This window comes from Pseudomonas monsensis (assembly GCF_014268495.2).
Taxonomy (GTDB): domain Bacteria; phylum Pseudomonadota; class Gammaproteobacteria; order Pseudomonadales; family Pseudomonadaceae; genus Aquipseudomonas; species Aquipseudomonas monsensis.
The window spans coordinates 632,070-654,764 of record NZ_CP077087.1 but is presented as its reverse complement, the minus strand read 5'-3'; the positions used below and the strand labels follow the sequence as shown (position 1 = coordinate 654,764).

The following is a 22,695-nucleotide window of genomic DNA, read 5'->3' as shown; positions in this document are numbered from 1 at the left end:
GGCCAGCACATTCAACATCTGTGCTGGCTGACAGATTGCTTTCGCGAGCAAGCTCGCTCCCACATAAAGCCAAAACGTGTTACTTGCCGCCGGTAATCATCGGCAGGTTCAGCCCCTGCTCCTTGGCGCAGTCGATGGCGATCTGGTAACCGGCATCGGCGTGACGCATGACGCCGGTGGCCGGGTCGTTGTGCAGCACGCGCGCAATGCGCTCGGCCGCTTCATCGGTACCGTCGCAGACGATCACCATGCCCGAGTGCTGCGAGAAGCCCATGCCCACGCCGCCGCCGTGGTGCAGCGAGACCCAGGTCGCACCGCTCGCGGTGTTCAGCAACGCGTTGAGCAGAGGCCAGTCGGACACGGCGTCGGAGCCGTCCTGCATCGACTCGGTTTCGCGGTTCGGGCTGGCCACCGAGCCGGAGTCGAGGTGGTCGCGACCGATCACGATCGGCGCCGACAGCTCGCCGCTGCGCACCATTTCGTTGAACGCCAGACCGAGCTTGGCGCGCAGGCCCAGACCGACCCAGCAGATACGTGCCGGCAGACCCTGGAAGCTGATGCGCTCGCGGGCCATGTCCAGCCAGTTGTGCAGGTGGGCGTCGTCCGGGATCAGCTCTTTGACCTTGGCGTCGGTTTTGTAGATGTCTTGCGGATCACCCGACAGCGCCGCCCAGCGGAACGGGCCAATGCCACGGCAGAACAGCGGACGGATATAAGCCGGTACGAAGCCCGGGAAGTCGAATGCGTTTTCGACGCCTTCTTCCTGCGCCATCTGGCGGATGTTGTTGCCGTAGTCGAAGGTAGGGATGCCTTGTTTCTGGAATTCCAGCATCGCTTTGACGTGCACGGCCATCGACTGCTTGGCGGCTTTGATCACAGCGGCCGGCTCGGTCTTGGCGCGGGCGCGGTACTCGTCCCAGGTCCAGCCCGCCGGCAGGTAGCCGTTGAGCGGGTCGTGGGCGCTGGTCTGGTCGGTGACCATGTCCGGGCGCACGCCGCGCTTGACCAGTTCCGGAAGGATTTCTGCCGCGTTGCCCAGCAGGGCGATGGAGATCGCTTTGCCTTCTTTGGTGTACTTGGCGATACGTGCCAGCGCGTCGTCGAGGTTTGTGGCTTGCTCGTCGACGTAACGGCTTTTCAGGCGGAAATCGATGCTCACTTGTTGGCATTCGATGTTCAGCGAGCAGGCACCGGCCAAGGTGGCAGCCAGAGGTTGTGCGCCGCCCATGCCACCGAGACCGGCGGTCAGGACCCACTTGCCCTTGAGGTCATCGTTGTAGTGTTGGCGACCGGCTTCAACGAAGGTTTCGTAGGTGCCCTGGACGATGCCCTGGCTGCCGATGTAGATCCAGCTGCCGGCGGTCATCTGGCCGTACATGGCCAGGCCTTTGGCGTCGAGTTCGTTGAAGTGTTCCCAACTCGCCCAGTGCGGTACGAGGTTGGAGTTGGCGATCAGCACGCGCGGGGCGTTGCTGTGGGTCTTGAACACGCCGACCGGCTTGCCGGATTGCACCAGCAGGGTCTCGTCGTCATTCAGGTTGGTCAGGCTCTCGACGATCTTGTCGTAGCACTCCCAGTTACGCGCAGCGCGACCGATACCACCGTAGACCACCAGCTCTTTCGGGTTCTCGGCGACTTCCGGGTCGAGGTTGTTCATCAGCATGCGCAGCGGCGCTTCGGTCAGCCAGCTCTTGGCGGTCAGCTTGTTGCCGCGCGATGCACGGATTTCGACGTCGCGAAACTTAGTCATTTTGTTGTCAGTCACGAAAGAGACTCCTCAGCGATCAATTCAAACCAACCCTGGCAGTGGGCAAGCAGCCTGCGCGCCTCAATGCGCGACAAGCGAATCAGTGGACGCTGCGGAGAGTCTCGAACAACTCATACGCATACGTCTTTACTTGTACATACAAGCATATGCAATCAAGCGGCCAACTTGTTGGAGGGGTGTTCAAGAAAAATCGCGGACAGGGCTGGAGCGCGCCTGAGACAAGGCTTGTGGCGCGGATGAAAAATTTCGCGGGGGTGTTCGAGGGAAGTGAGCGACTGTTACAAAAGCGTGGTTTTGCGCCACGCTGGGGCGTTCGGTAACAAGTTGGTGCGCCGAGAGAAACAGGAAGTGTGAACGCAATTGTGGCGAGGGGATGTATCCCCACTGGATCGCGAAGCGGCCCCATTTTCGATTAGAAGGAGCGGGGCTGCTACGCAGCCCGACGGGGATAAATCCCCTCGCCACAGGGGTTCTGGTTAGTTTTGGAGGAGTTCGATTACGCAACAAGCGGCATTGGTGGAGACTTCGACCAACCCGGCGTTACCGTCCAGTTGCAGACAATCATGTCGCCCCAACGGTGAAACGCTGTCACCGACCTGCACGTGCAGCAACTCACTGACACTGAACACCAACACTGTCCCCGCCGAGCTGAAAAACCGCTGCTCACCGTCCAGCCACTGCAACCGCGCGCGGTAACGCTGCGGCGCGTAGATCAGGTTGAAATCGCGGATCGCCCCGCCAAGCAGCGTGCAGGACACCTGGCTTTCGCCGCTGAACGCAAACGGGTCGAGCGGTAACAGCGGGCGTGTGTCATCGCCATCGACGCACAGCGTCATGCCGTCGCCCTGCAACACCGTGATCACTCGCTGATAACCGGTAAAGGTCGAAAACCCGCCTGACTCGGCGATGTCGGCAATCGACAGGCGCCAGCCAAAACCCTCCAGGCCCGCGCCCGCGTCTCGGGTGATTTCTTCGGTGCTGCCGCCGCCGTTCTTCCACGGCATGCGCGGGTAGCCTTCGGCGCGTAAAACCTTCAAACCATTCATTTATGAAAGCGTCCTTCCAGACGATGACGGGAACCGGGGTGAATCAGGCGCGCCGCCGTCACCGGCTGACGGCCCGACCAGGTACGACGGCGGATCAACAGGCACGGCTCGCCTTTTTCGATCTGCAGCAATTTGCACTCGGACGGTTCAGCGAGGATCGCTTCGACCACGTGTTCGCCTTCAGTCAGCGGCGCCACCTGGTTGAGATAGGCATACGGGGTTTGCAGGGTGAAATCCTGCTTGAGGTATTCCGGCGCGACCAGCGCGTTGACGAAACGGTCTTCGATTTGCACCGGAATGTCGTTTTCGTAATGCACGATCAGCGAGTGAAAAACCTTCTGCCCTTCGCGCATGTCCAGCGCCAGTGCGCGTTCGGAGCCGGCGGCCTCTTCTTCCAGAGTAATGACCTGGCAGGTGTGGCGGTGGCCGCGTGAGGCGATTTCGTCGGCGATATTGTGCACTTCGAACAGCGCAGACTGGCTCTTCGGTTCGGCGACGAATGTACCGACGCCTTGCATGCGCACCAGCAAACCGTCAGCGGTCATTTCACGCAACGCACGGTTGATGGTCATACGGCTGAAACCGAGCTGATTGACCAGCTCGCTTTCCGACGGCACACGGTAGTGCGGCGGCCAGTTACCGCTGTCGATCTGCTGGGTGATCATCTGTTTGACGCGGGCGTACAAGGGCGCCGGACTGTCGCCCAGGTTCGCGGCCAACGGGGAGACTGGAGGCGGAGTCGGCACGGTTGATCCCTGTTCATTGAAGAAAGTGGCTAGCTTGCCGGAGTTTACCGGGCAGGCAAACGTCTGTATATGTATATACAAATAACACACGATGGGGTGCTGAACCATGTCCGCCTTCTTTGCCGAACGCGCGCTGCTGCCTAACGGATGGGCCAACCATGTACGTCTTGAGGTCAACGCCGATGGCGTGTTGACCCAAATCCAGGCCGATTCCACCGCAGATGGCGCCGAGCGGCTGAGCGGCCCGTTGCTGCCGGGGATGCCCAACCTGCACTCCCACGCCTTCCAGCGTGCGATGGCCGGACTGGCCGAAGTGGCCGGCAATCCCAACGACAGTTTCTGGACCTGGCGCGACCTGATGTATCGGCTGGTCGGAAAAATCAGTCCGGATCAGCTCGGGGTGATCGCCCGTCAGTTGTACATCGAGATGCTCAAGGCCGGTTATACCTCGGTCGCCGAATTCCATTACGTGCACCACGACCACAACGGCCAGCCTTACGCCGACCCGGCCGAGCTGGCGCTGCGCATCAGCCAGGCCGCAAGTGACAGCGGCATCGGCCTGACCCTGCTGCCGGTGCTCTACAGCCATTCGGGTTTTGGCGGGCAGACGCCGAACGACGGCCAGCGTCGCTTTATCAACAGCACCGAAAATTACCTGAACCTGCAATCGCGCTTGCAGCCATTACTGGCGCAGCAAAAGGCGCAATCGCTGGGCCTGTGCTTTCACTCGTTGCGCGCGGTGACCCCGCAGCAGATCAGCGAAGTGCTGGCCGCCAGCGACCAACAGTGCCCGGTGCACATTCACATCGCCGAACAGCAGAAGGAAGTCGATGACTGCCTGAGCTGGAGCGGACGGCGTCCGTTGCAATGGCTCTACGAAAACACCGAAGTCGATCAGCGCTGGTGCCTGGTTCACGCGACTCACGCCAACCCGGAAGAAGTCACGCTGATGGCCAAGAGTCGCGCCATCGCCGGCCTGTGTCTGACCACCGAAGCCAACCTCGGCGACGGGATTTTCCCGGCGGTGAATTTCCTCGCCCAGGGTGGGCGTATGGGTATCGGTTCCGACAGCCATGTGTCGCTCAGCGTGGTCGAGGAATTGCGTTGGCTGGAATACGGCCAGCGCTTGCGTGATCAGCGGCGTAACCGTTTGTATGGCGCGGATCAGCCGATGGTCGGGCGTACGTTGTATGACGCAGCGCTGGACGGTGGTGCGCAGGCGTTGGGGCAACCGATTGGTGCGCTGGCGGTTGGCAAGCGTGCGGACTGGATTGTGCTCGATGGCAACGATCCGTATCTGGCCACGGCCACGGGTGACGGGATCTTGAATCGGTGGTTGTTCGCCGGTGGCGATCGTCAGGTGCGCGATGTGCTGGTCAACGGCCAGTGGGTGGTGCGTGACGGCCGGCATGCCGGCGAAGAGGACAGCGCCCGCGCCTTCACCCAGGTCCTGCGCGACCTTTTAGGCTGACACAAAACAAAAATGTGGGAGCGAGCTTGCTCGCGAAAGCGGTGTATCAGTCAACATTTCAGTCGACTGATACGGCCTCTTCGCGAGCAAGCTCGCTCCCACATTTTGATTGGTGGCGATGCTTAATTCGAAGTCTTGGCCATCTGCCGATCCGACGTTCGCCAGATCAATCGCGTGGTGTCATACCCCTGCTGCCGCGCCTTGCTCAGCAGTTCTTCACGCACCACACCGTTGACGGTCGGCGTGCGCGACAACAGCCACATGTACTTGCGACTCGGATCGCCGACGATGGCAGTCTTGTAGTCATCGCTGACGTACAACACCCAGTATTCGCCTTTCGCCACACCCGGAATCAGCCGCGAGAACCAGGTATCGAACTCGACCCACAGCTTGTCGGTCTTGCCCGGCACCTGTGGATAAGCCTTGCCCTTGGCCTCTTCCCACTGCCACTGCGACGTCAGGCAGCGATTGAGCACCGCGACGTTACCGTCAGGCTGGAGGGTGTAATGGGCTTCGGATTGCGCGCAATTGCGCTGGAAGTACATTGGCAAGCGCGCCAGTTCGTACCAGGTGCCCTGATAACGCTTGAGATTGACACTGTTGGCCGTCTTCGGCGCCAACGGGTCGACGCCTGAAGTGGCGCAGCCGGCCAACACCAGGCCGGCAAAAAGGATCAACAATAACCGCTTCATTTTTTCTTCTCCGTGGGCGCGAAGCCCCGGTTTACTTCAGGCCTTGGCCGGAAAACATCAGCACTTTGTCACCGGCGTACTGCACGCTGATAAAGCTGTTCTTGTCGCCCCAGGTGCAACTGGACATGCCGAGCGCGCCCGAGCAGTCGGTGGGTTTGCCGAGCAAGGTCTCAACCTCGGCCTTGGCCATGCCGGCCGAGAGCTTCGAGTAGTTTTCCTGGTTGACCTTGCTGCATGCGGCCAACAGCACGCAAAACGACAACAGGGCGATAGATCGCAGCGACATGGTGTAACTCCTGGAACGAGGGGGGATGGCAGGGTGCCAACCAGAAGCTTAGAAGAGAAAACCTTCTTCTGGTTCCCTGTACGGACGGCTATTTATTAGCCCGCCCGTCTGGCTTTTGCCGATAAATCAGACACCTTGTGGGCCTGGTGCGCATTTCGTCGCATTTCACGAAAACCGCCTAATCTTTGGCGCGCCGCGGTCGAAATAAGAGCAGCGCAAAGCCCCCGAGTGTGGCAAATTGCCGCCCTTTCTTGACCAGTCCCTTCGCGGTAGTTCATTCGATGACCAGAAACATGAAATTCAGCCACAAGATCTTGTTGGCTGCCGCCCTCGTGGTGGCCATTGCGTTCGCCTGTTTCATTTTGTTCAACGATTACCGACAACGCGAAGCCCTGAGCAGCAGCACCGAAGCGTCGATGCAGGAACTGGGCAGCTTGACCACCAGCAACATCCAGACCTGGCTGGAAAGCCGGATTCAGTTGCTGCAATCGCTGTCGCAGCAAGTGGCGGTTGACGGTAATGCACCCGCCAGCCTGAAACGCATCATCGACCTGCCCGCCTACACCGGCAATTTCCAGCTCAGCTACTTCGGTGGTGTCGACGGCGTGATGTTCTCGGTGCCCGCCGGCAACCGCGCGCCGGACTACGACCCGCGCGCCCGTGGCTGGTACAAGGCGGCCAACAGCGCGCAGCAGACCATCGTCACCGAACCGTACATCGCCGCTTCGTCGGGCAAACTGGTGATCACCGTCGCCACCCCGGTGCAGCGCCAGGGCCAGATGCTCGGCGTGGCCGGTGCAGACATCGACCTGAGCAGCGTCAGCGCGATCATCAACTCGCTGAACTTCGGCGGCCACGGCCACGCCTTCATCGTCAGCAGCGAGGGCAAGATCCTCATCCACCCGGACAGCAAACTGGTGCTCAAGACCCTCGCCGAGGCGTATCCGAACGGCGCGCCGAAGGTCAGCCCGGGCCTGAAAGAAGTCGAGTTCGACGGCAAGACTCAACTGATCTCCTTCACCCACGTCAACGGCGTGCCATCGGCCGACTGGTACGTGGCGCTGGTGCTGGACAAAGACACTGCGTTCTCGATGCTCAGTGAATTCCGCACTTCGGCGCTGATCGCCATGGTCATTGCCGTGGTGATCATCATCGCCCTGCTCGGCATGCTGATCCGCGTGCTGATGCAACCGCTGCTGACCATGGGCCGCGCCATGCACGATATCGCTGAAGGCGAGGGCGACCTGACCAAGCGTCTGGTGATCCACGGCCACGACGAGTTCGGCGCACTGGGCACCTCGTTCAACCGCTTCGTCGAGCGCATTCACACCTCGATCCGCGAAGTGTCCTCGGCCACCGGCCAGGTCAACGAAGTCGCCCTGCGCGTGGTCGCCGCATCGAACTCGTCAATGTACAACTCTGACCAGCAGGCCAGCCGCACCAACAGCGTGGCCGCCGCGATCAACCAGCTCGGCGCCGCCGCCCAGGAAATCGCGCAAAACGCCGCCCTCGCCTCGCAGCACTCCAGCGATGCGCGCAGCCTGGCGGTCGACGGCCAGCAGGTGGTAGATAAAACCATCCACGCCATGCAGCAACTGTCGGCAAAAATCAGCGACTCCTGCGGCAACATCGAAACCCTCAACAGCAACACGGTAAACATCGGCCAGATTCTGGAAGTGATCACCAGCATCTCGCAGCAGACCAACCTGCTGGCGCTCAACGCCGCGATCGAAGCGGCCCGTGCCGGTGAAGCCGGGCGTGGTTTTGCCGTGGTCGCGGACGAAGTGCGCAACCTCGCGCACCGTACCCAGGATTCGGCGCAACAAGTGCAGAAGATGATCGAAGAGCTGCAGGTCGGCGCACGCCAGGCGGTGAACATCATGACCGAGAGCCAGCGCGAGAGCGAAAGCAGCGTCGGCATCGCCAACCAGGCCGGCGAGCGGTTGGGCAGCGTGACCCAGCGCATCGGCGAGATCGACGGCATGAACCAGTCGGTGGCCACCGCGACCGAAGAGCAGACCGCAGTGGTCGAGTCGATCAATGTCGATATCAACGAGATCAACACGCTGAACCAGGAAGGTGTGGAGAACCTGCAGGCAACGCTGCGGGCGTGCTCGGATCTGGAGCAGCAGGCGGCGCGGTTGAAGCAGTTGGTGGGCAGTTTCAGGATCTGAAGATCAAGGGCTTTACCCCCTCACCCCAACCCTCTCCCCCAGGGGGGCGAGGGGGAAAGGGAGCCGATCTTCACACTGTTCAAAACCTGAGTTCGACTCGATATCTCAGGTCGATGTATCAAGCCCAGACACCTCGATCAGTCCCCTCTCCCCCCGGGAGAGGGCTAGGGTGAGGGAAAGCTCTTAAAATCTAGAGCCAGGCCCAGAAAGAAACACCAACTCCTCAGCCGTAGATTCCCGCCCCAACACCGCATTGCGATGCGGAAACCGGCCAAACCGCGCAATCACTTTGCGGTGCCGCTCGGCGTAATCCAGATTATCGGCAAACACCGCCCGCTCGGCTTCCGGCTGTTCAGCCACCAGATCCATAAACCGTGAAACGGCTTCGTTCTGCACCGCGAGGTTTTCGCAGTGTTCGAACACCAGATAAATGAATACCCGCTGGATCGGCTTCAACTGCCGGTCAAAGTCCGCCGCAATGCCTTGGGCGACGAGTTTCTGCGCGCGCAGATCACCGGAAAACGCTTTGGGAGAGTCGCGAAAGATCATTCGCGGCAATTGATCGAGCAGCAGCACCACCGCCAGCCAACCTTCGGGACGTTGCGTCCACTCGGTCAATTCGCCGGCGAGGGCCTGATCGACAAAGACCCCGAAACGCGTCTGCGCTTCGAGGTCTTGGCTATCTTTCTTGCCGAACCACAACTTGCCTTTGTCAGCCGCAATCTCGTCAGGTGATTCGGCGTGTCCGAACCACCACTCGAGCAACGGCTGCCAAGGCGCGTGCATGGTTTATTCCTTGTGGTAGGCCGTGGCGCGGGCGACTTCTTCTTTCGAGCCAAGGAACACCGCTACGCGCTGGTGCAGGCCTTCGGGCTGAATGTCGAGGATGCGCTGGTGACCGTCGGTGGACGCGCCGCCGGCCTGTTCCACCAGGAACGACATCGGGTTGGCTTCGTACATCAGACGCAGTTTGCCCGGCTTGGATGGCTCACGGCTGTCGCGTGGGTACATGAACAGACCGCCACGGGTCAGGATGCGGTGCACGTCGGCAACCATCGCGGCCACCCAACGCATGTTGTAGTTCTTCTTCAGCGGACCTTCTTCGCCGGCCAGCAGTTCGCCAACGTAGCGCTGTACCGGGGCTTCCCAGTGGCGCTGGTTGGACATGTTGATGGCGAATTCCTGGGTCGATTCAGGAATGGTGATGTCTTCGTGGGTCAGGACGAAGCTGCCCATTTCGCGGTCCAGGGTGAAGCCCTTGACGCCGTCGCCCAGGGTCAGCACCAGCATGGTCTGCGGGCCGTAGATCGCGTAACCGGCGGCAACCTGTTGGGTGCCTGGCTGCAGGAACGCTTTCTCGTTCAACGGCTCGTTCTGGCTCAGGTATTCGTTCGGGCAACGCAGTACCGAGAAGATGGTGCCGACCGGGGCGTTGATGTCGATGTTCGACGAACCGTCCAGTGGGTCGAATACCAGCAGGTAGGCGCCTTTCGGGTATTTGCCCGGGATCTGGTAGGCATTGTCCATTTCTTCGGACGCCATGCCGGCCAGGTGACCGCCCCATTCGTTGGCTTCGAGCAAGATCTCGTTGGAGATCACGTCGAGCTTCTTCTGCACTTCGCCTTGGACGTTTTCAGTGCCCATGCTGCCCAGAACACCGCCCAGGGCGCCTTTGGACACGGCGTGGCTGATCTCCTTGCAGGCACGCGCCACCACTTCGATCAGGAAGCGCAGATCGGCAGGAGTGTTGTTGCTGCGGGTCTGCTCAATCAAATAGCGACTCAGGGTAACGCGGGACATGGACGGCTCCGGTGGAATGGGGGGCTAAAAACCCGCGCAGTTTACAGGGAGTCTGAAAACGTAGCGAGCGAAGACGCCCGGTAACGTGCGTTGGGGCGTAATTGCCTCTATGAGACGTGATTGTCAGTGGAGAGTTCAGGTAGCGGGTTTAGCGTAGACCGGTTCGGGACGGGTGGTGGTTGAGTGATAGCGGCAGTTTGAAGATTTTTGTTGATTGATCGGCAGTCATCGCTGGCAAGCCAGCTCCCACAAGGACTTCGGTCGTTCACCTGTTTTGTCTACACCCAATAACCTGTGGGAGCTGGCTTGCCAGCGAATGGCGCGTAGCGCCGGCCATTCTCAGGTGTTGGTCGGTGGCTTGCGCAACAAGCTGAACGCCATCGCGCCAAGAAAAACCACACTGAGCAACAACACCGCCCATAACCCGATTTTCTTCCAGTTGGTCTCGGCAGCGGCCGTCGTGGTTGCAGGCGAAGCCTGAGTGGTGAGCACTTCACCCGCCACCGTCGCCTTGCCCAGGGCTGCGAGTTTCTCCGGCTTGAAATCCGGAATCAGCGTGGCCAGCGGCAGGTTCGCCGGTTTCACACTCGGGTTACCCAATGCCAGGCTATACGGCCCCTCCCCACGTGCGAGGAAAATCACCTGCGTCGCCCGCACCGCATATTTCAGACTCGGTGCCTGCTCGCCCAAACCACCGCCGCGCTCGTCCACATTCAATTTCAACTGCTGCACGGTCTGCCCGTACAGCGGCAATTCGTTCTGCACCACGTCCTGACCGTTCTGCGTCAGGCGATACAGCAAACCGCTGCTCAATGTCTGCCACGGCAAACTGCTTTCACGACGGCCGGCCAGCGTCACGGGCGCCAGGCTGTTCGGCTGCTTCAGTTCAACCTGCACCCGCTCGACATTCAGCCCCATCGGCAACTGCCAACTGTATTCACCGGCCTTGGTGCTATTGCCGGCCAATGACTGCGACCAGACCAACGGCAGCGGAACGTTGCGCGGATCACTGTTTTTCAGTTGTGCCGCCGTGAGGATCGGCGCCGAACTCGGCGACTCCCACAACAGCCGCAGGTAACGCGCCGATTGCCCCGGCAGCGTCACCTCATGCTGTTCGATACGCTCATCGGCAAAGGTCAGCCGCGCGACCTGACCTTCGCCCCACGCTTGCCAGTGCTGCAAATCGTCGCTGGCCTCGATGCTGAAGCGCTGAAAGCCGTCGCGCTCACTGGTCCAGTCAAGGATCAATTGCTGCAACGGCGCTTTGATCGCGCTCGCATCCAACAGCCAGCCACGCAGCACTTCTTCGCCGGCCTCCAACTGGCTGGAGGGCTGTACTTCGACCAGCGTGCCGCTGGTGGTCGATTGCACCCGCACATTCGGTGCGCGTTCGCTGGCATCGGCGGCGTTGTACAGGGGGAACCACTTCACTTCGTGCAACTGGCCGTTGTCGCGGGTCTGCGCCGATTCACGGGCCAAGGCGTAAGCCTGGGGCTCACCGGCAGCGTTGAACACCCGCAGGTCACTCAGGTCGGTCTGGCGTGCCTGCAACTGCGCGCTCAGGGGCAATTCGAGGCGGTACCACGGGCCGTTGCCACTGACGGTCAGCGGCACCTGCGTGGCGAAGTCCGCCGGTTTTTCCTGGGCGCCGGCAGCCATCACCACGCCCAGCGCCAACCACCCCAGATTCAGCATGCGACTCAAGATGAAACTCCTTCGGTTTCCGGGGCCGGTTTGTCCGCCGCCGGTTCAGCCTCGACGCGTTTGGGCGGCAGCGGCGCAAAGTAGCCCACCACCAGCAACAACACGCCGACACCGATAAACGAGACGATCCGGGCGAGGCCGCCACGGTTGCTCAATTCGACAAAAACCAGTTTGGCCACCACCAGCGCAATCAGCGCGGCGCCGACCAGCCAGACCTCGCGGCGATGACGCAGATGTCCGCCGATCATCAGTCCCAGCGCCATCAGTGTCCAGACGATGGACAAGCCGGCCTGCACCAGCATCGAGGCAAGCAGTTGATCGAGTTCGAACGGGATCCCCGCCCAATGGTGAGCGGCGCGGGTGACCAGCGCGGTGCAAAAGGCGAACAAGGAAATACCGGCGACCAGTTGCGTGGCGTACTCGGCGTAATCCTTGCGAATCGACAGTTGTGTCACGGCGCTGCGCGACCAGACGTACACCCCGAACAGTGCGAACAGCAACCCCAACTCCAGCGGGTTGAGCAGCGGCACATACGGCAGCGGTTCGGCGTTACCGTCACTGACACCATTGGCCAGCCAGAACCAGCCCAACATCAGCACCGCCAGCGGCGCGGCCGCGTACAAGCGGTATTCGCGGGGGAACGCCGCCACCGGCCACGGCCAGTTGCGCGGCGCGGCCATCAACAGCAGATACAGGCTCGGCAGAATCGCCCAGCCCAGCCAGCGCCAGGCGTTGTATTGCTCGGACAACAGCAGCAGGCCGTAGCGCAACTCCAGCGCCAGCACGCCGATCAGCAACCAGCAGCCGAGCACATGCGCAGTGCTCAAGGCCCGCGCCGGCAGCATCGGCGCCAACCGCCGCAAACTGAAGACATGCACGGCGAACACCAGTGCCCACGCCAGCCAGCCGAAGTTTGCCGCCGGGTGATAACGCGAATGCCAGGCGGCCAGCAGCACCAGTCCTGCCGCCGGAATCAGCAAGGTGCAGAGCAGGCCCAGTGCCGACCATTTCAGGCGCAGCGACAACCATGCCCAAAACGCTACGCTGAGCGCCGCGATCAGCAGCAACAGCGTGGCTTGCAGATGCAGCGGCGCAAACCGCAGCACTTCACTGATCCACGCCAGCGCCCACCAACCGGCGCCCCACACCAGCAACACTTCAGACAAGCGCTGCAAACTCAGCCCATCGAAGGCCGAGGCGTGATTGCCCAGTTGCAGGCGCCACGCACCGATCATCGCGGCCAGCCCCAGCACCAGCGGCGTCCAGAAGCCGCCATGGGCCAGCGGCCGCAAGCCTTCGCTGGACAGCGGCCCGAGCAATTGCGGGCCGGCCAGCAAAAACGCCGCGCCACCGATCACCTGCAACAACAGCCCGAAGACAAAACTCACCCGCTGCTTGAGGTACAGGCTCAGCCAGATGATCAGCAAACCGCTGGCGGCCCACACCGCACTCGCGGTCTGCCACGGCAGCACGAACAGCACCGCCAGATTGATCAGCACCAGACCCGCCAGCAGCACCACCGACAAACCGCGCAGCAGACGCACGTCACCGCGCACCATGTCATCGCGAGCCGCCAACAGCATGCCGGCGATCAACGCCAGACCGATCAGCGATGCACTGAGCAAGCCGCTCCAGCCAGCGCTGAACACGGCCGCCGAATCCTCGCCCGCGCCTTGCAGGCGCAACAGGAACAACGCGCCACCGAGCAACTGCACGGCAAACGCGGTGAACAGGAACGTGCGCGACTGCAGGCGCAGACCGACAAACAACGTCACCAAACCGGCCAGCGCCCAACTGATCGCCGTGGCCTGAACGAAGAAAAACAGCGGCGCCAGCAGATAGAGGAAGGTCAGCCCCAGGCACGCCAATACCGGCAAGCCTTGGCGCTCCCAAGGCGATGCCTGTTCCGGTGAAGCCTTGCGCAGTTGGTAGAAACTGAACAGCAACGCAATACCGAGCATCAATGCGCCCAACGGTGCACCGTCAAGCAGACTGCTTTCGCCGAGACGCAATTGACTGAGGAACGCCAGTGCCGAACCCAGTTGCAACAGCAGCGCAAAGGCCCGGGCGAACGGTCGATGTTGACGCAGACCCAGCCAGAAAATCCCTGCACCTTCCACCGCCCACGCCGCCGAGGTCCAGCGCGCATCGAGTCCCAGCGGGATCGCCAGACTGGCAAAAATCACCCCGAGCGCCAGACAGGTTTCACCCAGCAACACCGCGCGACCGCCCATCAACACTCTGGCCAGCGCCATGTAGATCATGCCCAGCGCCAGCGCACTGAAAGCGGCCGCGAACTCCAGATGCTGGACCAGCGCGAACTGCAAACCGAAGCCAATGATCGGTGGGCCGAACAGCATCGTCCCGTCGACATAATCGCCTTTACGCGCTGACCAGTGCAGCAATGCCTCGCGGTCGCCATCCGCCGGCGCATCGGGCATGTCGCGCAACTTGCGACGGGCGAACAACAGGCCGATGGCTAGGTACATCAGGAAGAACAGAATCAGGAACGGCTCGGTACTCCACAACAACTCGGGCGCATACGAGCGCAGGCCCCAGGCGAAACCGATGCCGAAGGTGCCGACGAAACCGATCAGGTTGAGCAGCCGCCAGGCCTTGAACCAGGCAATGGCAAGGATGCCGGCGTTGAGCAGCGCGAAATAGCTGAACAGCGCGACATGGTTGCCGGCCCCGGTCGAGGTCAGGATCGGCGCGGCGAAACCGCCGAGCGCTGCGGCGGCGGCCAGGCCCAGTGCATCTTGAGTAATCGCCAGAATCGCCGAAAACACCGTCACCGCGACCAGCAAGCCCAACGCAGCCGACGGATCAAGCAGCGGGTGCAAACGCATCGCCGCAAACACCGTCAGATACAGCACCGCAATCCCGGTGCCCTGCAGCATCAACGCGTAATTGCTGTTGCGCCGGCGCAACCACCACCCCAGCGCGAGCAGTCCCAACGCCGCAGCCGCGACCCCGGCGTAGCGCAACTCGATCGGCACGACCATGCCTTCGGTGGCGTAACGCAACAGGAACGCCAGACCGAAAAACAGCAACACCACGCCGACTCGCAGCACCGTGTTGCCGCCAAACAGCCAGTTGCGCGCGGCACTGATGCCGCGCTCGATCAGGTTCGGGCCACGGGGTTCAGCAGGTTGTGCAGGGGCTGTTGGCTCGTCGGTGATGGCGTCCAGACGCCAGACATCGGCTGGTAGCGGCTGACTGGTTTCGCTGGCGACGGCGGAAAGCGGTTCAAGCTCGGGCGGCAACTCCCAGACCAGTTCCGGTGCGGCAGCGGGTGCCTGTTCGGCGACGAACACCGGTTCGACGGCTTCCGGAGCCGGCGCAACCCTCGGTGGTGCAGTGCTTACGCCGGCACCTTCGAGCAGAAACAGACGTTGCTCGACAGCCTGCAAGGCGACTTTTGCCTGTTCAAGTTGACGTTTGTGCTCGGCAGTCTGCGAGCCGAGTCGGGTAATACGGATCGTCTGACCGATGACCAGCCCCAGCAATGCACCCAACAGCGCATCACTGAACGACTCGTCGAGCAGCCAGCCGAGCAGCAGCCCGATCAACATGAACATCCATTGCATGGTCGATATCCCTAAGCGCAAAGGCCAATCCGGGAAGATTAGCGCAGCCTGATCCAAAAAGATCGCAGCCTTCGGCAGCGCCTGCAGGGTTATGTGAACACCTGTGCAGGAGCTGCCGAAGGCTGCGATCTTTTCCGGCGCGCCGATTATATCGAGCCGGGTGAAAAGTTACTCCAGCGCTTTCCAGATATCCGTGGCGTACTCGCGAATCGTCCGGTCGGAAGAGAACCAGCCCATCCGCGCGGTGTTGAGCACCGCCGAACGCCACCAGTTGTTGCTGTCATGCCAGTGCGCTTCAACGCGTTTCTGCGCTTCCCAGTAGGAATCGAAGTCGGCACAGACCAGGAAGCGGTCGTAGTCCACCAGCGAGTCGATCAGCCCGGTGTAGCGTGAGGTGTCATCCGGCGAGAACACGCCGCTGCGGATCGCCTGCAGCACGTCGCTCAAACGATGCGACGCGGCAATGTCCGGCGCCGCACTGAACTCGTGGTTCTGTTTGCGCGCTTCAACCTGCTGCGCACTGAGGCCGAAGATGAACATGTGCTCGGCACCGATGCGTTCGCACATTTCCACGTTGGCGCCGTCGAGGGTGCCAATGGTCAGCGCGCCGTTGAGGCCGAACTTCATGTTGCTGGTGCCCGACGCTTCGAAACCGGCCGTGGAAATCTGCTCGGACAAGTCCGCCGCCGGAATGATGCTCTCGGCCAGGCTGACGTTGTAGTTGGGCAAAAACACCACTTTCAGCAAGCCGCGCACCGTCGGGTCATTGTTGACGACACGGGCGATGTCGTTGGTCAGCTTGATGATCAATTTGGCCTGGTGATAACTCGCGGCCGCCTTGCCGGCGAAGATCTTCACCCGCGGCACCCAATCGACTTCGGGCTCGGCACGAATCGCTTGATACAGCGCCACGGTGTGCATCAGGTTGAGCAACTGGCGCTTGTATTCGTGGATCCGTTTGACCTGCACGTCGAACATCGCTGCCGGATTGACCGCGATGCCCAACCGCTCGTGAATCAGATAGGCCAAGGCTTTCTTGCTGTGCAGGCGTTGCTCGGCGAAGGCTTTGCGGAACGCGGTTTTCTCGGCGAACGGTTCGAGGTCGAGCAGGCGCTCTTCGGGATTATCGAGAACCTCCGGACCGAGTGCGTCGACCAACATCGAGGTCAGCTCGGAGTTGGCCTGGAACAACCAGCGGCGGAAGGTGATGCCGTTGGTTTTGTTGTTGATCCGCTCTGGATAAAGCTTGTGCAGTTCGGCGAATACGGTCTTGCGCATCAACTGCGTGTGCAACCCGGACACGCCGTTGACGCTGTGCGAACCAAGGAACGCGAGGTTGCCCATGCGCACCCGGCGACCGTTGTCCTCTTCGATCAGCGACACTGCGCGCAGCACGTCGAAATCGTGAATGCCCTTGGCTCGCAGCGAGTCGATGTGCTGGGCATTGATCAGGTAGATGATCTGCATGTGCCGCGGCAGCATCCGCTCCATAAGGCCGACCGGCCAGGTTTCCAGCGCTTCCGGCAGCAGCGTGTGGTTGGTGTACGACAGCGTGTCGACGGTGACTTGCCATGCCGCATCCCAGGCCACGTCGTAGACATCGACCAGTTGGCGCATCAGTTCGGCGACAGCAATCGAGGGGTGCGTGTCGTTGAGCTGAATCGCTGCGTGATCGCCCAGGGTCAGCACCGAGGTGTGCATGTTGCGATGACGACGCAGCAAGTCCTGCAGGGAGGCGGCGACAAAGAAGTACTCCTGACGCAGGCGCAGCTCCTGCCCCGCTTCGGTGCTGTCCGCCGGGTAGAGCACGCGGGAGATACTTTCAGCCCGGGCGACTTCAGCAACCGCCCCCAAGTGGTCACCGGCGTTGAAGCGCTCCAGGTGCAGGTCTTCCATGGCGCGTGCGCGCCACAGGCGCAGGGTATTGACGCTCGCCCCGCGCCAGCCGACCACCGGTGTGTCGTAGGCAATCGCGCGTACCGTTTCCGCTGGCGACCAGACCTGCCTGGTCTTGCCGCTGGCATCGGTGACGGTTTCGACGCTGCCGCCGAAGCCGATGCTGTACACCACTTCCGGACGCTCGAACTCCCACGGGTTGCCGAAATCCAGCCAGTGTTCGGTCTGCTCCTGCTGCCAGCCATCGACGATGGCCTGACGGAACAAGCCGTGTTCATAGCGAATCCCGTAGCCATGCCCGGCGATGCCGAGGGTCGACATGCTTTCCATGAAGCACGCCGCCAGCCGGCCGAGGCCGCCGTTGCCGAGTGCCGCATCCGGCTCAAGCAGGCGAATCCGCTCCAGATCGACACCGAGCTCAGTCAGCGCTTCACGGGCGACATCGAGCAGACCGAGGTTGCTCAGGCTGTCGTAGAGCAAACGGCCGATGAGAAATTCCAGCGAGAGGTAATACACCCGCTTCTGGCCTTTGCGGTAAATCTGCCGGGTGTGGTCCATCCAGTGTTCGACCATGTGGTCGCGGGCCGCCAGGGCAATGGCCTCGAACCAGTCATGGTCAAAGGCGTGATCCGGGTCTTTGCCCACTGCATAGGTGAGCTTGGTCAGGACGGCGTCGCGGAATGCGGCCACCTCTGCTTCGCGAACTAGTGGTTCTTGAGTCATCGATAGGACCTCGAGCGAGCGGGGAATTGTCTGAGCCTAGACGGTCTGACCGACGGTAGAGGCGCAGGTTCTGCAGTATTTCCGAAGACGGTGAGATAGCCCGACATAACCTTGGCGAGTGGGCTAATGAATGCAGGGGTTGTGCCGAATTGTCCGGCCGCCGGCCTGTCTGTAGAAAAAATCTGGCGAAAGGTTGTTCAAAAATCCACCAGTCCCGGTATGATCGCGCGCCCTGATGCATACACGCCTGGTAACTCCCGATGATGAAGCCCAACCTGATTGCCGCCGCCGAGATCGACCGTCTCGATACGTGGGCCAAATATTCGGCCCCGATGTGCGGCTCTTGTGTCTCCAGCTGCTGCACGCTGCCGGTCGAGGTCAAGATCAAGGACCTGGTGCGCATCGGCGTGGTCGACGAGTTCGAGCTGGGCGATCCACCGAAGAACATCGCCAAGCGTCTGCAAAAGGAAGGGCTGGTCGAGCGCTTCAACCAGAAGTCAGGGATCTTCACCCTGCAGCGCATGAGCAACAACGATTGCTACTACCTGGATCGTAAGAGCCGCCTGTGCACCATTTATGACAAGCGCCCGGACACCTGCCGCAACCACCCGAAAATCGGCCCGCGTCCGGGGTATTGCGCGTACAAGCCGAAAGAAGTCGAGCGGGTGCAGAATTCGCGGTCGATCGAGAAGTTCTAAAAGCCAACCCTCACCCCAGCCCTCTCCCGGAGGGAGAGGGGGCCAACCGAGGTGTCTGGCGCTATACGTGAAAAATCCAGTCGATTATGGATTCATCACAGCATTTTCAGGTCGGCGTACTTCTCAAGCATCCCAAATTCAATCCCCTCTCCCGGAGGGAGAGGGGGCCAACCGAGGTGTCTGGCGCAATACATCGACCTGAAACACCCAGTCGATTGTCGATTCGACAAAGCCCGACCACATCGTTTATGGATTCAGCAGAATTCTTCCAAGTCGATGCATCTCATGAATATCCCCCAGTTCGGTTCCCTCTCCCTCCGGGAGAGGGCTAGGGTGAGGGGCTTTTGATCTTCAAGGCCCCATCTGCACTTCCCCCAGACAAACAAAAACGCCCCCGGTCTCGCGACCGGGGGCGTTTTTTATTCCAGGGCTAAATTACGCCTTGGCTTTCTTGGCAGCGCGGGTACGCTCGCTTTCGTCCAGGATCTTCTTGCGAAGACGGATGGACTTAGGCGTGACTTCGCACAGCTCGTCTTCCTGGATGTATTCCAGAGCCTGTTCCAGGGTGAAACGAACAGGTGGTACCAGAGCGATGGTTTCGTCTTTACCCGAAGCACGCATGTTGTCGAGCTTCTTGCCTTTGGTTGGGTTTACACCCAGGTCGTTGTCGCGGCTGTTCTGACCAACGATCTGACCGTTGTAGATCTCCTGGCCGTGTTCTACGAACAGCTTGCCACGAGCCTGCAGGGTTTCCAGCGAGTAGGTCAGTGCCTTGCCGGTTTCAACCGAAACCAGAACGCCGTTCTGACGGCCGGACATGTGGCCCGACTTCACTGGAGCGTAACGGTCGAAGATCGAGGTCAGGATGCCAGCACCGTTGGTCAGGGTCAGGAACTGGTTACGGAAACCGATCAGACCGCGAGCAGGGATGTTGTATTCCAGACGAACACGGCCCTTGCCATCCGGCACCATGTTGCTCAGGTCACCCTTACGCAGACCCATCTCTTCCATGACCTTGCCCTGCGATTCTTCAGGGATGTCGATGGTTACGTTTTCGAACGGTTCCTGCTTCACGCCGTCAACTTCACGGATGATCACTTCAGGACGGCCCAGGGCCAGCTCGAAGCCTTCGCGACGCATGGTTTCGATCAGTACCGAGAGGTGCAGCTCACCACGGCCGGAAACCTTGAACTTGTCAGCCGAGTCGCCTTCTTCAACGCGCAGTGCAACGTTGTACAGCAGCTCTTTGTCCAGACGATCCTTGATGTTACGGGAGGTCACGAACTTGCCTTCTTTACCGCAGAATGGCGAGTCGTTTACCTGGAAGGTCATGGAAACGGTTGGCTCGTCAACGGTCAGTGGCTTCATCGCCTCGACGGTGTTGATATCGCACAGAGTGTCGGAGATGAACAGCTCGTCGAAGCCGCTGATGCAGACGATGTCGCCGGCCGCTGCTTCTTCAACGTCAATGCGGTGCAGACCGTGGTGACCCATCAGCTTCAGGATACGACCGTTGCGGCGCTTGCCGTCGGCGCTGATAGCGACAACCGGGGTGTTCGGCTTGACGCGACCACGAGCGATACGGCCAACACCGATAACACCCAGGAAGCTGTTGTAGTCCAGTGCGGAGATCTGCATCTGGAACGGACCGTCACGGTCAACGGCCGGAGGCGGAACGTGGTCGACGACCGCTTGGTACAGCGGAGTCATGTCTTCAGCCATGGCGGTGTGATCCAGACCGGCAATGCCGTTCAGGGCCGAGGCGTAAACCACCTGGAAGTCCAGTTGTTCTTCGGTCGCACCGAGGTTGTCGAACAGGTCGAAGATCTGGTCCAGAACCCAGTCCGGACGCGCGCCTGGACGGTCAACCTTGTTGATTACCACGATTGGACGCAGGCCGGCTTCGAACGCCTTCTTGGTCACGAAACGGGTTTGCGGCATAGGGCCGTCTTGAGCGTCAACCAGCAGCAGAACGGAGTCAACCATCGACATTACGCGTTCAACTTCGCCGCCGAAGTCGGCGTGGCCCGGGGTGTCCACGATGTTGATGTGGTAGCCGTTCCAGTTGATGGCGGTGTTTTTCGCCAGAATGGTAATACCGCGCTCTTTTTCCTGGTCGTTGGAGTCCATCACGCGCTCGTCGTTGAGCTCGTTGCGCTCCAGGGTGCCGGATTGACGCAGGAGTTTGTCTACCAGGGTGGTCTTACCATGGTCAACGTGGGCAATGATGGCGATGTTACGTAGATTTTCGATCACTTGTGTATCTCGATCAGAGGATTCGGTTTGCTGACAAGTCTTGGCAGCGATTAACAGTAGTGTCCGGCATGGCCGTTACAGCTTGACGGCGGTGTCGGGGGGCCGGTGACGCAGGCCACAGGCAAACAGCCCCGGGCACTTAGCTCGGTCGATAAACGCGCACATTGGCATGCCCCTCACTGAGCAAATGGTGAGCATGCAGGCGACTCATCACGCCTTTGTCGCAATACAGCAGGTACTGGCGAGTCGGATCCAGCTCCTTGAAACGAGCGTTCACTGCGTAGAACGGCATCGTCTGTACTTCTACGCCAGCGATTTCCAGCGGCTCATCCTCGGCGGCATCCGGGTGACGGATGTCGATGACGATCTGACCGGCCAGTGCTTCGCTGACTTCTTCAATCTGTACGTCCTGGCCCAATTCGTCGATTACCCGATCGATCGGCACCAGTTTGGCGTTTTCGAGCGCACGCTCGAGCACCGCCATGTCGAATTCTTTCTCTTCGTGCTCAACACGACCGCGTTTGGCGGCTGTCTTCGGATTGACCGAAATGACCCCGCAGTACTCCGGCATGTGCCGGGCGAAATCGGCGGTGCCGATCTCGTTGGCCGTGTCGATGATGTCCTGCTTGTGCGCCACGATCAGCGGACGCAGGACCAGCTTATCGGTCACGCAGTCGATCACCGACAGGTTCGGCAGCGTCTGGCTCGACACCTGGGAGATCGCTTCGCCGGTCACCAGGGCATCAATGTGCAGGCGGTCGGCAATGGCGGAGGACGCGCGCAACATCATACGCTTCAATACGACGCCCATATGACTGTTATCGACTTTGCCGAGAATTTCGCCCAACACTTCTTCGAACGGAACACTGACAAATAGCACGCGTTGCGAGCTGCCGTACTTCTTCCAGATGAAATGCGCGACTTCCATCACGCCCAATTCGTGGGCACGACCGCCCAGGTTAAAGAAGCAGAAGTGCGCCATCAGGCCACGGCGCATGATCTGGTAGGCGGCAACGGTCGAGTCAAAGCCGCCGGACATCAATACCAGCGTCTGCTCCAACGCGCCGAGCGGGTAACCGCCGATGCCGTTGTGCTGGCTGTGGATGACGAACAACCGTTTGTCGCGAACTTCGATGCGCACTTCGATTTGTGGCGCTTTCAGGTCGATACCGGCAGCACCGCACTCACGGCGCAGCTTGCTGCCGACGTATTTTTCGACGTCCATCGAGCTGAACGTGTGCTTGCCCGCGCGCTTGCAGCGCACCGAAAAAATCTTCCCGGCCAGTGCATCACCGTAGTGCTGTTTGCACTTTTCGGTGATGTCGTCGAAGTCGCCCAGCGGGTACTCGTCGATCTGCAACAGGTGGGCAATGCCCGGCATGCAGCTCAGACGCTCGACCATCTCTTTCTGGGCTTTGGCGTCGGCTACGCGGGTTTCCAGCTCGAGGTTGTCCCACACACCGTTCACCACCACAGCCGGGTCCAGATCGCGGAGCACGGCGCGGATGTTTTTGGCCAACTGGCGGATAAATTTCGTCCGGACAGGTCGACTCTTGATGGTGATCTCGGGGAAGACTTTTACGATTAGTTTCATGAAAACAGCGCGCGCAGGGCCAGCCGAAAAAGGGGGGCGCGGATTATAGCGGAAATTGCTCAAGGTTTAACCAGTTAATGTGCAGAAGGTTTTGCGCGCACCAAAACAGGTCATTTTCAGAATCGAGCGCTACATTAAGGGGCGAGATTTTCGCCTTTCTGGCGATTTGCTCCATTAGAAGCGTGAATTTGGGGCAAAAAACCCATGCTGGGGCACTGGCATGCAATTTGCTCCCTTGTGAGGCAGGTTGC

At 60.7% G+C, this 22,695-nt stretch carries 15 protein-coding genes; 3 read left to right on the top strand and 12 right to left on the bottom strand.

Translation table 11 applies throughout. The annotated features are described in order from the left end of the window. Positions 1-79: 79 nt before the first annotated feature. The 3 genes from hutU to hutC all read right to left on the bottom strand — a co-directional run bounded on the left by hutU (position 80) and on the right by hutC (position 3,479). Positions 80-1,750 carry a urocanate hydratase gene (gene hutU, locus HV782_RS02840; protein ID WP_186748506.1) on the bottom strand — a complete coding sequence of 557 codons (1,671 nt, stop codon included), beginning with the start codon at positions 1,748-1,750 and terminating at the stop codon, positions 80-82. A gap of 494 nt (positions 1,751-2,244) precedes the next feature. Further along, the gene (locus tag HV782_RS02835) at positions 2,245-2,814 is read right to left on the bottom strand and encodes a HutD/Ves family protein (protein WP_186748497.1); all 570 of its coding nucleotides are present in this window, start codon (positions 2,812-2,814) and stop codon (positions 2,245-2,247) included. After that, entirely contained in the window at positions 2,811-3,479 is a 669-nt protein-coding gene (hutC, locus tag HV782_RS02830) for a histidine utilization transcriptional repressor HutC (RefSeq protein ID WP_232519483.1), read from the bottom strand. Before hutC ends, HV782_RS02835 begins: the two co-directional genes overlap by 4 nt. Before the next feature lie 187 nt (positions 3,480-3,666). Here hutC and HV782_RS02825 point away from each other — a divergent pair, with 187 nt between their 5' ends. Beyond that, on the top strand, positions 3,667-5,031 hold the full coding sequence (locus HV782_RS02825) for a formimidoylglutamate deiminase (protein ID WP_186748498.1): 1,365 nt from the start codon (positions 3,667-3,669) through the stop codon (positions 5,029-5,031). A gap of 122 nt (positions 5,032-5,153) precedes the next feature. Here HV782_RS02825 and HV782_RS02820 read toward each other — a convergent pair whose 3' ends face one another. Together HV782_RS02820 and HV782_RS02815 are read right to left on the bottom strand one after the other, a co-directional pair. After that, complete coding sequence (locus HV782_RS02820; RefSeq protein ID WP_123470680.1) at positions 5,154-5,723, bottom strand: lipocalin family protein; 570 nt, start codon at positions 5,721-5,723, stop codon at positions 5,154-5,156. Positions 5,724-5,754: 31 nt separating this feature from the next. Continuing rightward, entirely contained in the window at positions 5,755-6,009 is a 255-nt protein-coding gene (locus tag HV782_RS02815) for a hypothetical protein (protein WP_007952486.1), read from the bottom strand. Positions 6,010-6,290: 281 nt separating this feature from the next. Between HV782_RS02815 and HV782_RS02810 the strand changes: the two genes are divergently transcribed. Then, the gene (locus HV782_RS02810; protein WP_202894581.1) at positions 6,291-8,183 is read left to right on the top strand and encodes a methyl-accepting chemotaxis protein; all 1,893 of its coding nucleotides are present in this window, start codon (positions 6,291-6,293) and stop codon (positions 8,181-8,183) included. Positions 8,184-8,366: 183 nt separating this feature from the next. On the opposite strand, the gene HV782_RS02805 is transcribed toward HV782_RS02810, so the two are convergent. The 5 genes from HV782_RS02805 to HV782_RS02785 all read right to left on the bottom strand — a co-directional run bounded on the left by HV782_RS02805 (position 8,367) and on the right by HV782_RS02785 (position 17,896). Next, complete coding sequence (locus tag HV782_RS02805) at positions 8,367-8,969, bottom strand: DUF924 family protein (protein ID WP_186748500.1); 603 nt, start codon at positions 8,967-8,969, stop codon at positions 8,367-8,369. Between the two features lie 3 nt (positions 8,970-8,972). After that, the gene (locus HV782_RS02800; protein ID WP_007909265.1) at positions 8,973-9,983 is read right to left on the bottom strand and encodes a class 1 fructose-bisphosphatase; all 1,011 of its coding nucleotides are present in this window, start codon (positions 9,981-9,983) and stop codon (positions 8,973-8,975) included. Positions 9,984-10,322: 339 nt separating this feature from the next. Beyond that, on the bottom strand, positions 10,323-11,687 hold the full coding sequence (locus HV782_RS02795; protein ID WP_186748501.1) for a DUF3999 domain-containing protein: 1,365 nt from the start codon (positions 11,685-11,687) through the stop codon (positions 10,323-10,325). Beyond that, positions 11,684-15,277, bottom strand: coding sequence for a DUF2339 domain-containing protein (locus tag HV782_RS02790; RefSeq protein ID WP_186748502.1), 3,594 nt, complete (start codon positions 15,275-15,277; stop codon positions 11,684-11,686). Before HV782_RS02790 ends, HV782_RS02795 begins: the two co-directional genes overlap by 4 nt. 168 nt (positions 15,278-15,445) lie before the next feature. Beyond that, positions 15,446-17,896 carry a glycogen/starch/alpha-glucan phosphorylase gene (locus HV782_RS02785; RefSeq protein WP_123470669.1) on the bottom strand — a complete coding sequence of 817 codons (2,451 nt, stop codon included), beginning with the start codon at positions 17,894-17,896 and terminating at the stop codon, positions 15,446-15,448. Positions 17,897-18,156: 260 nt separating this feature from the next. Between HV782_RS02785 and HV782_RS02780 the strand changes: the two genes are divergently transcribed. After that, entirely contained in the window at positions 18,157-18,594 is a 438-nt protein-coding gene (locus HV782_RS02780) for a YkgJ family cysteine cluster protein (RefSeq protein ID WP_007961740.1), read from the top strand. A 435-nt stretch (positions 18,595-19,029) separates the two neighbouring features. On the opposite strand, the gene typA is transcribed toward HV782_RS02780, so the two are convergent. Beyond that, positions 19,030-20,850: a translational GTPase TypA gene (typA, locus tag HV782_RS02775; RefSeq protein ID WP_003220792.1), complete on the bottom strand. Its 1,821-nt coding sequence runs from the start codon at positions 20,848-20,850 to the stop codon at positions 19,030-19,032. A 139-nt stretch (positions 20,851-20,989) separates the two neighbouring features. Then, positions 20,990-22,444: a tRNA uracil 4-sulfurtransferase ThiI gene (gene thiI / locus HV782_RS02770; RefSeq protein WP_128616286.1), complete on the bottom strand. Its 1,455-nt coding sequence runs from the start codon at positions 22,442-22,444 to the stop codon at positions 20,990-20,992. Between the last annotated feature and the right edge of the window lie 251 nt (positions 22,445-22,695).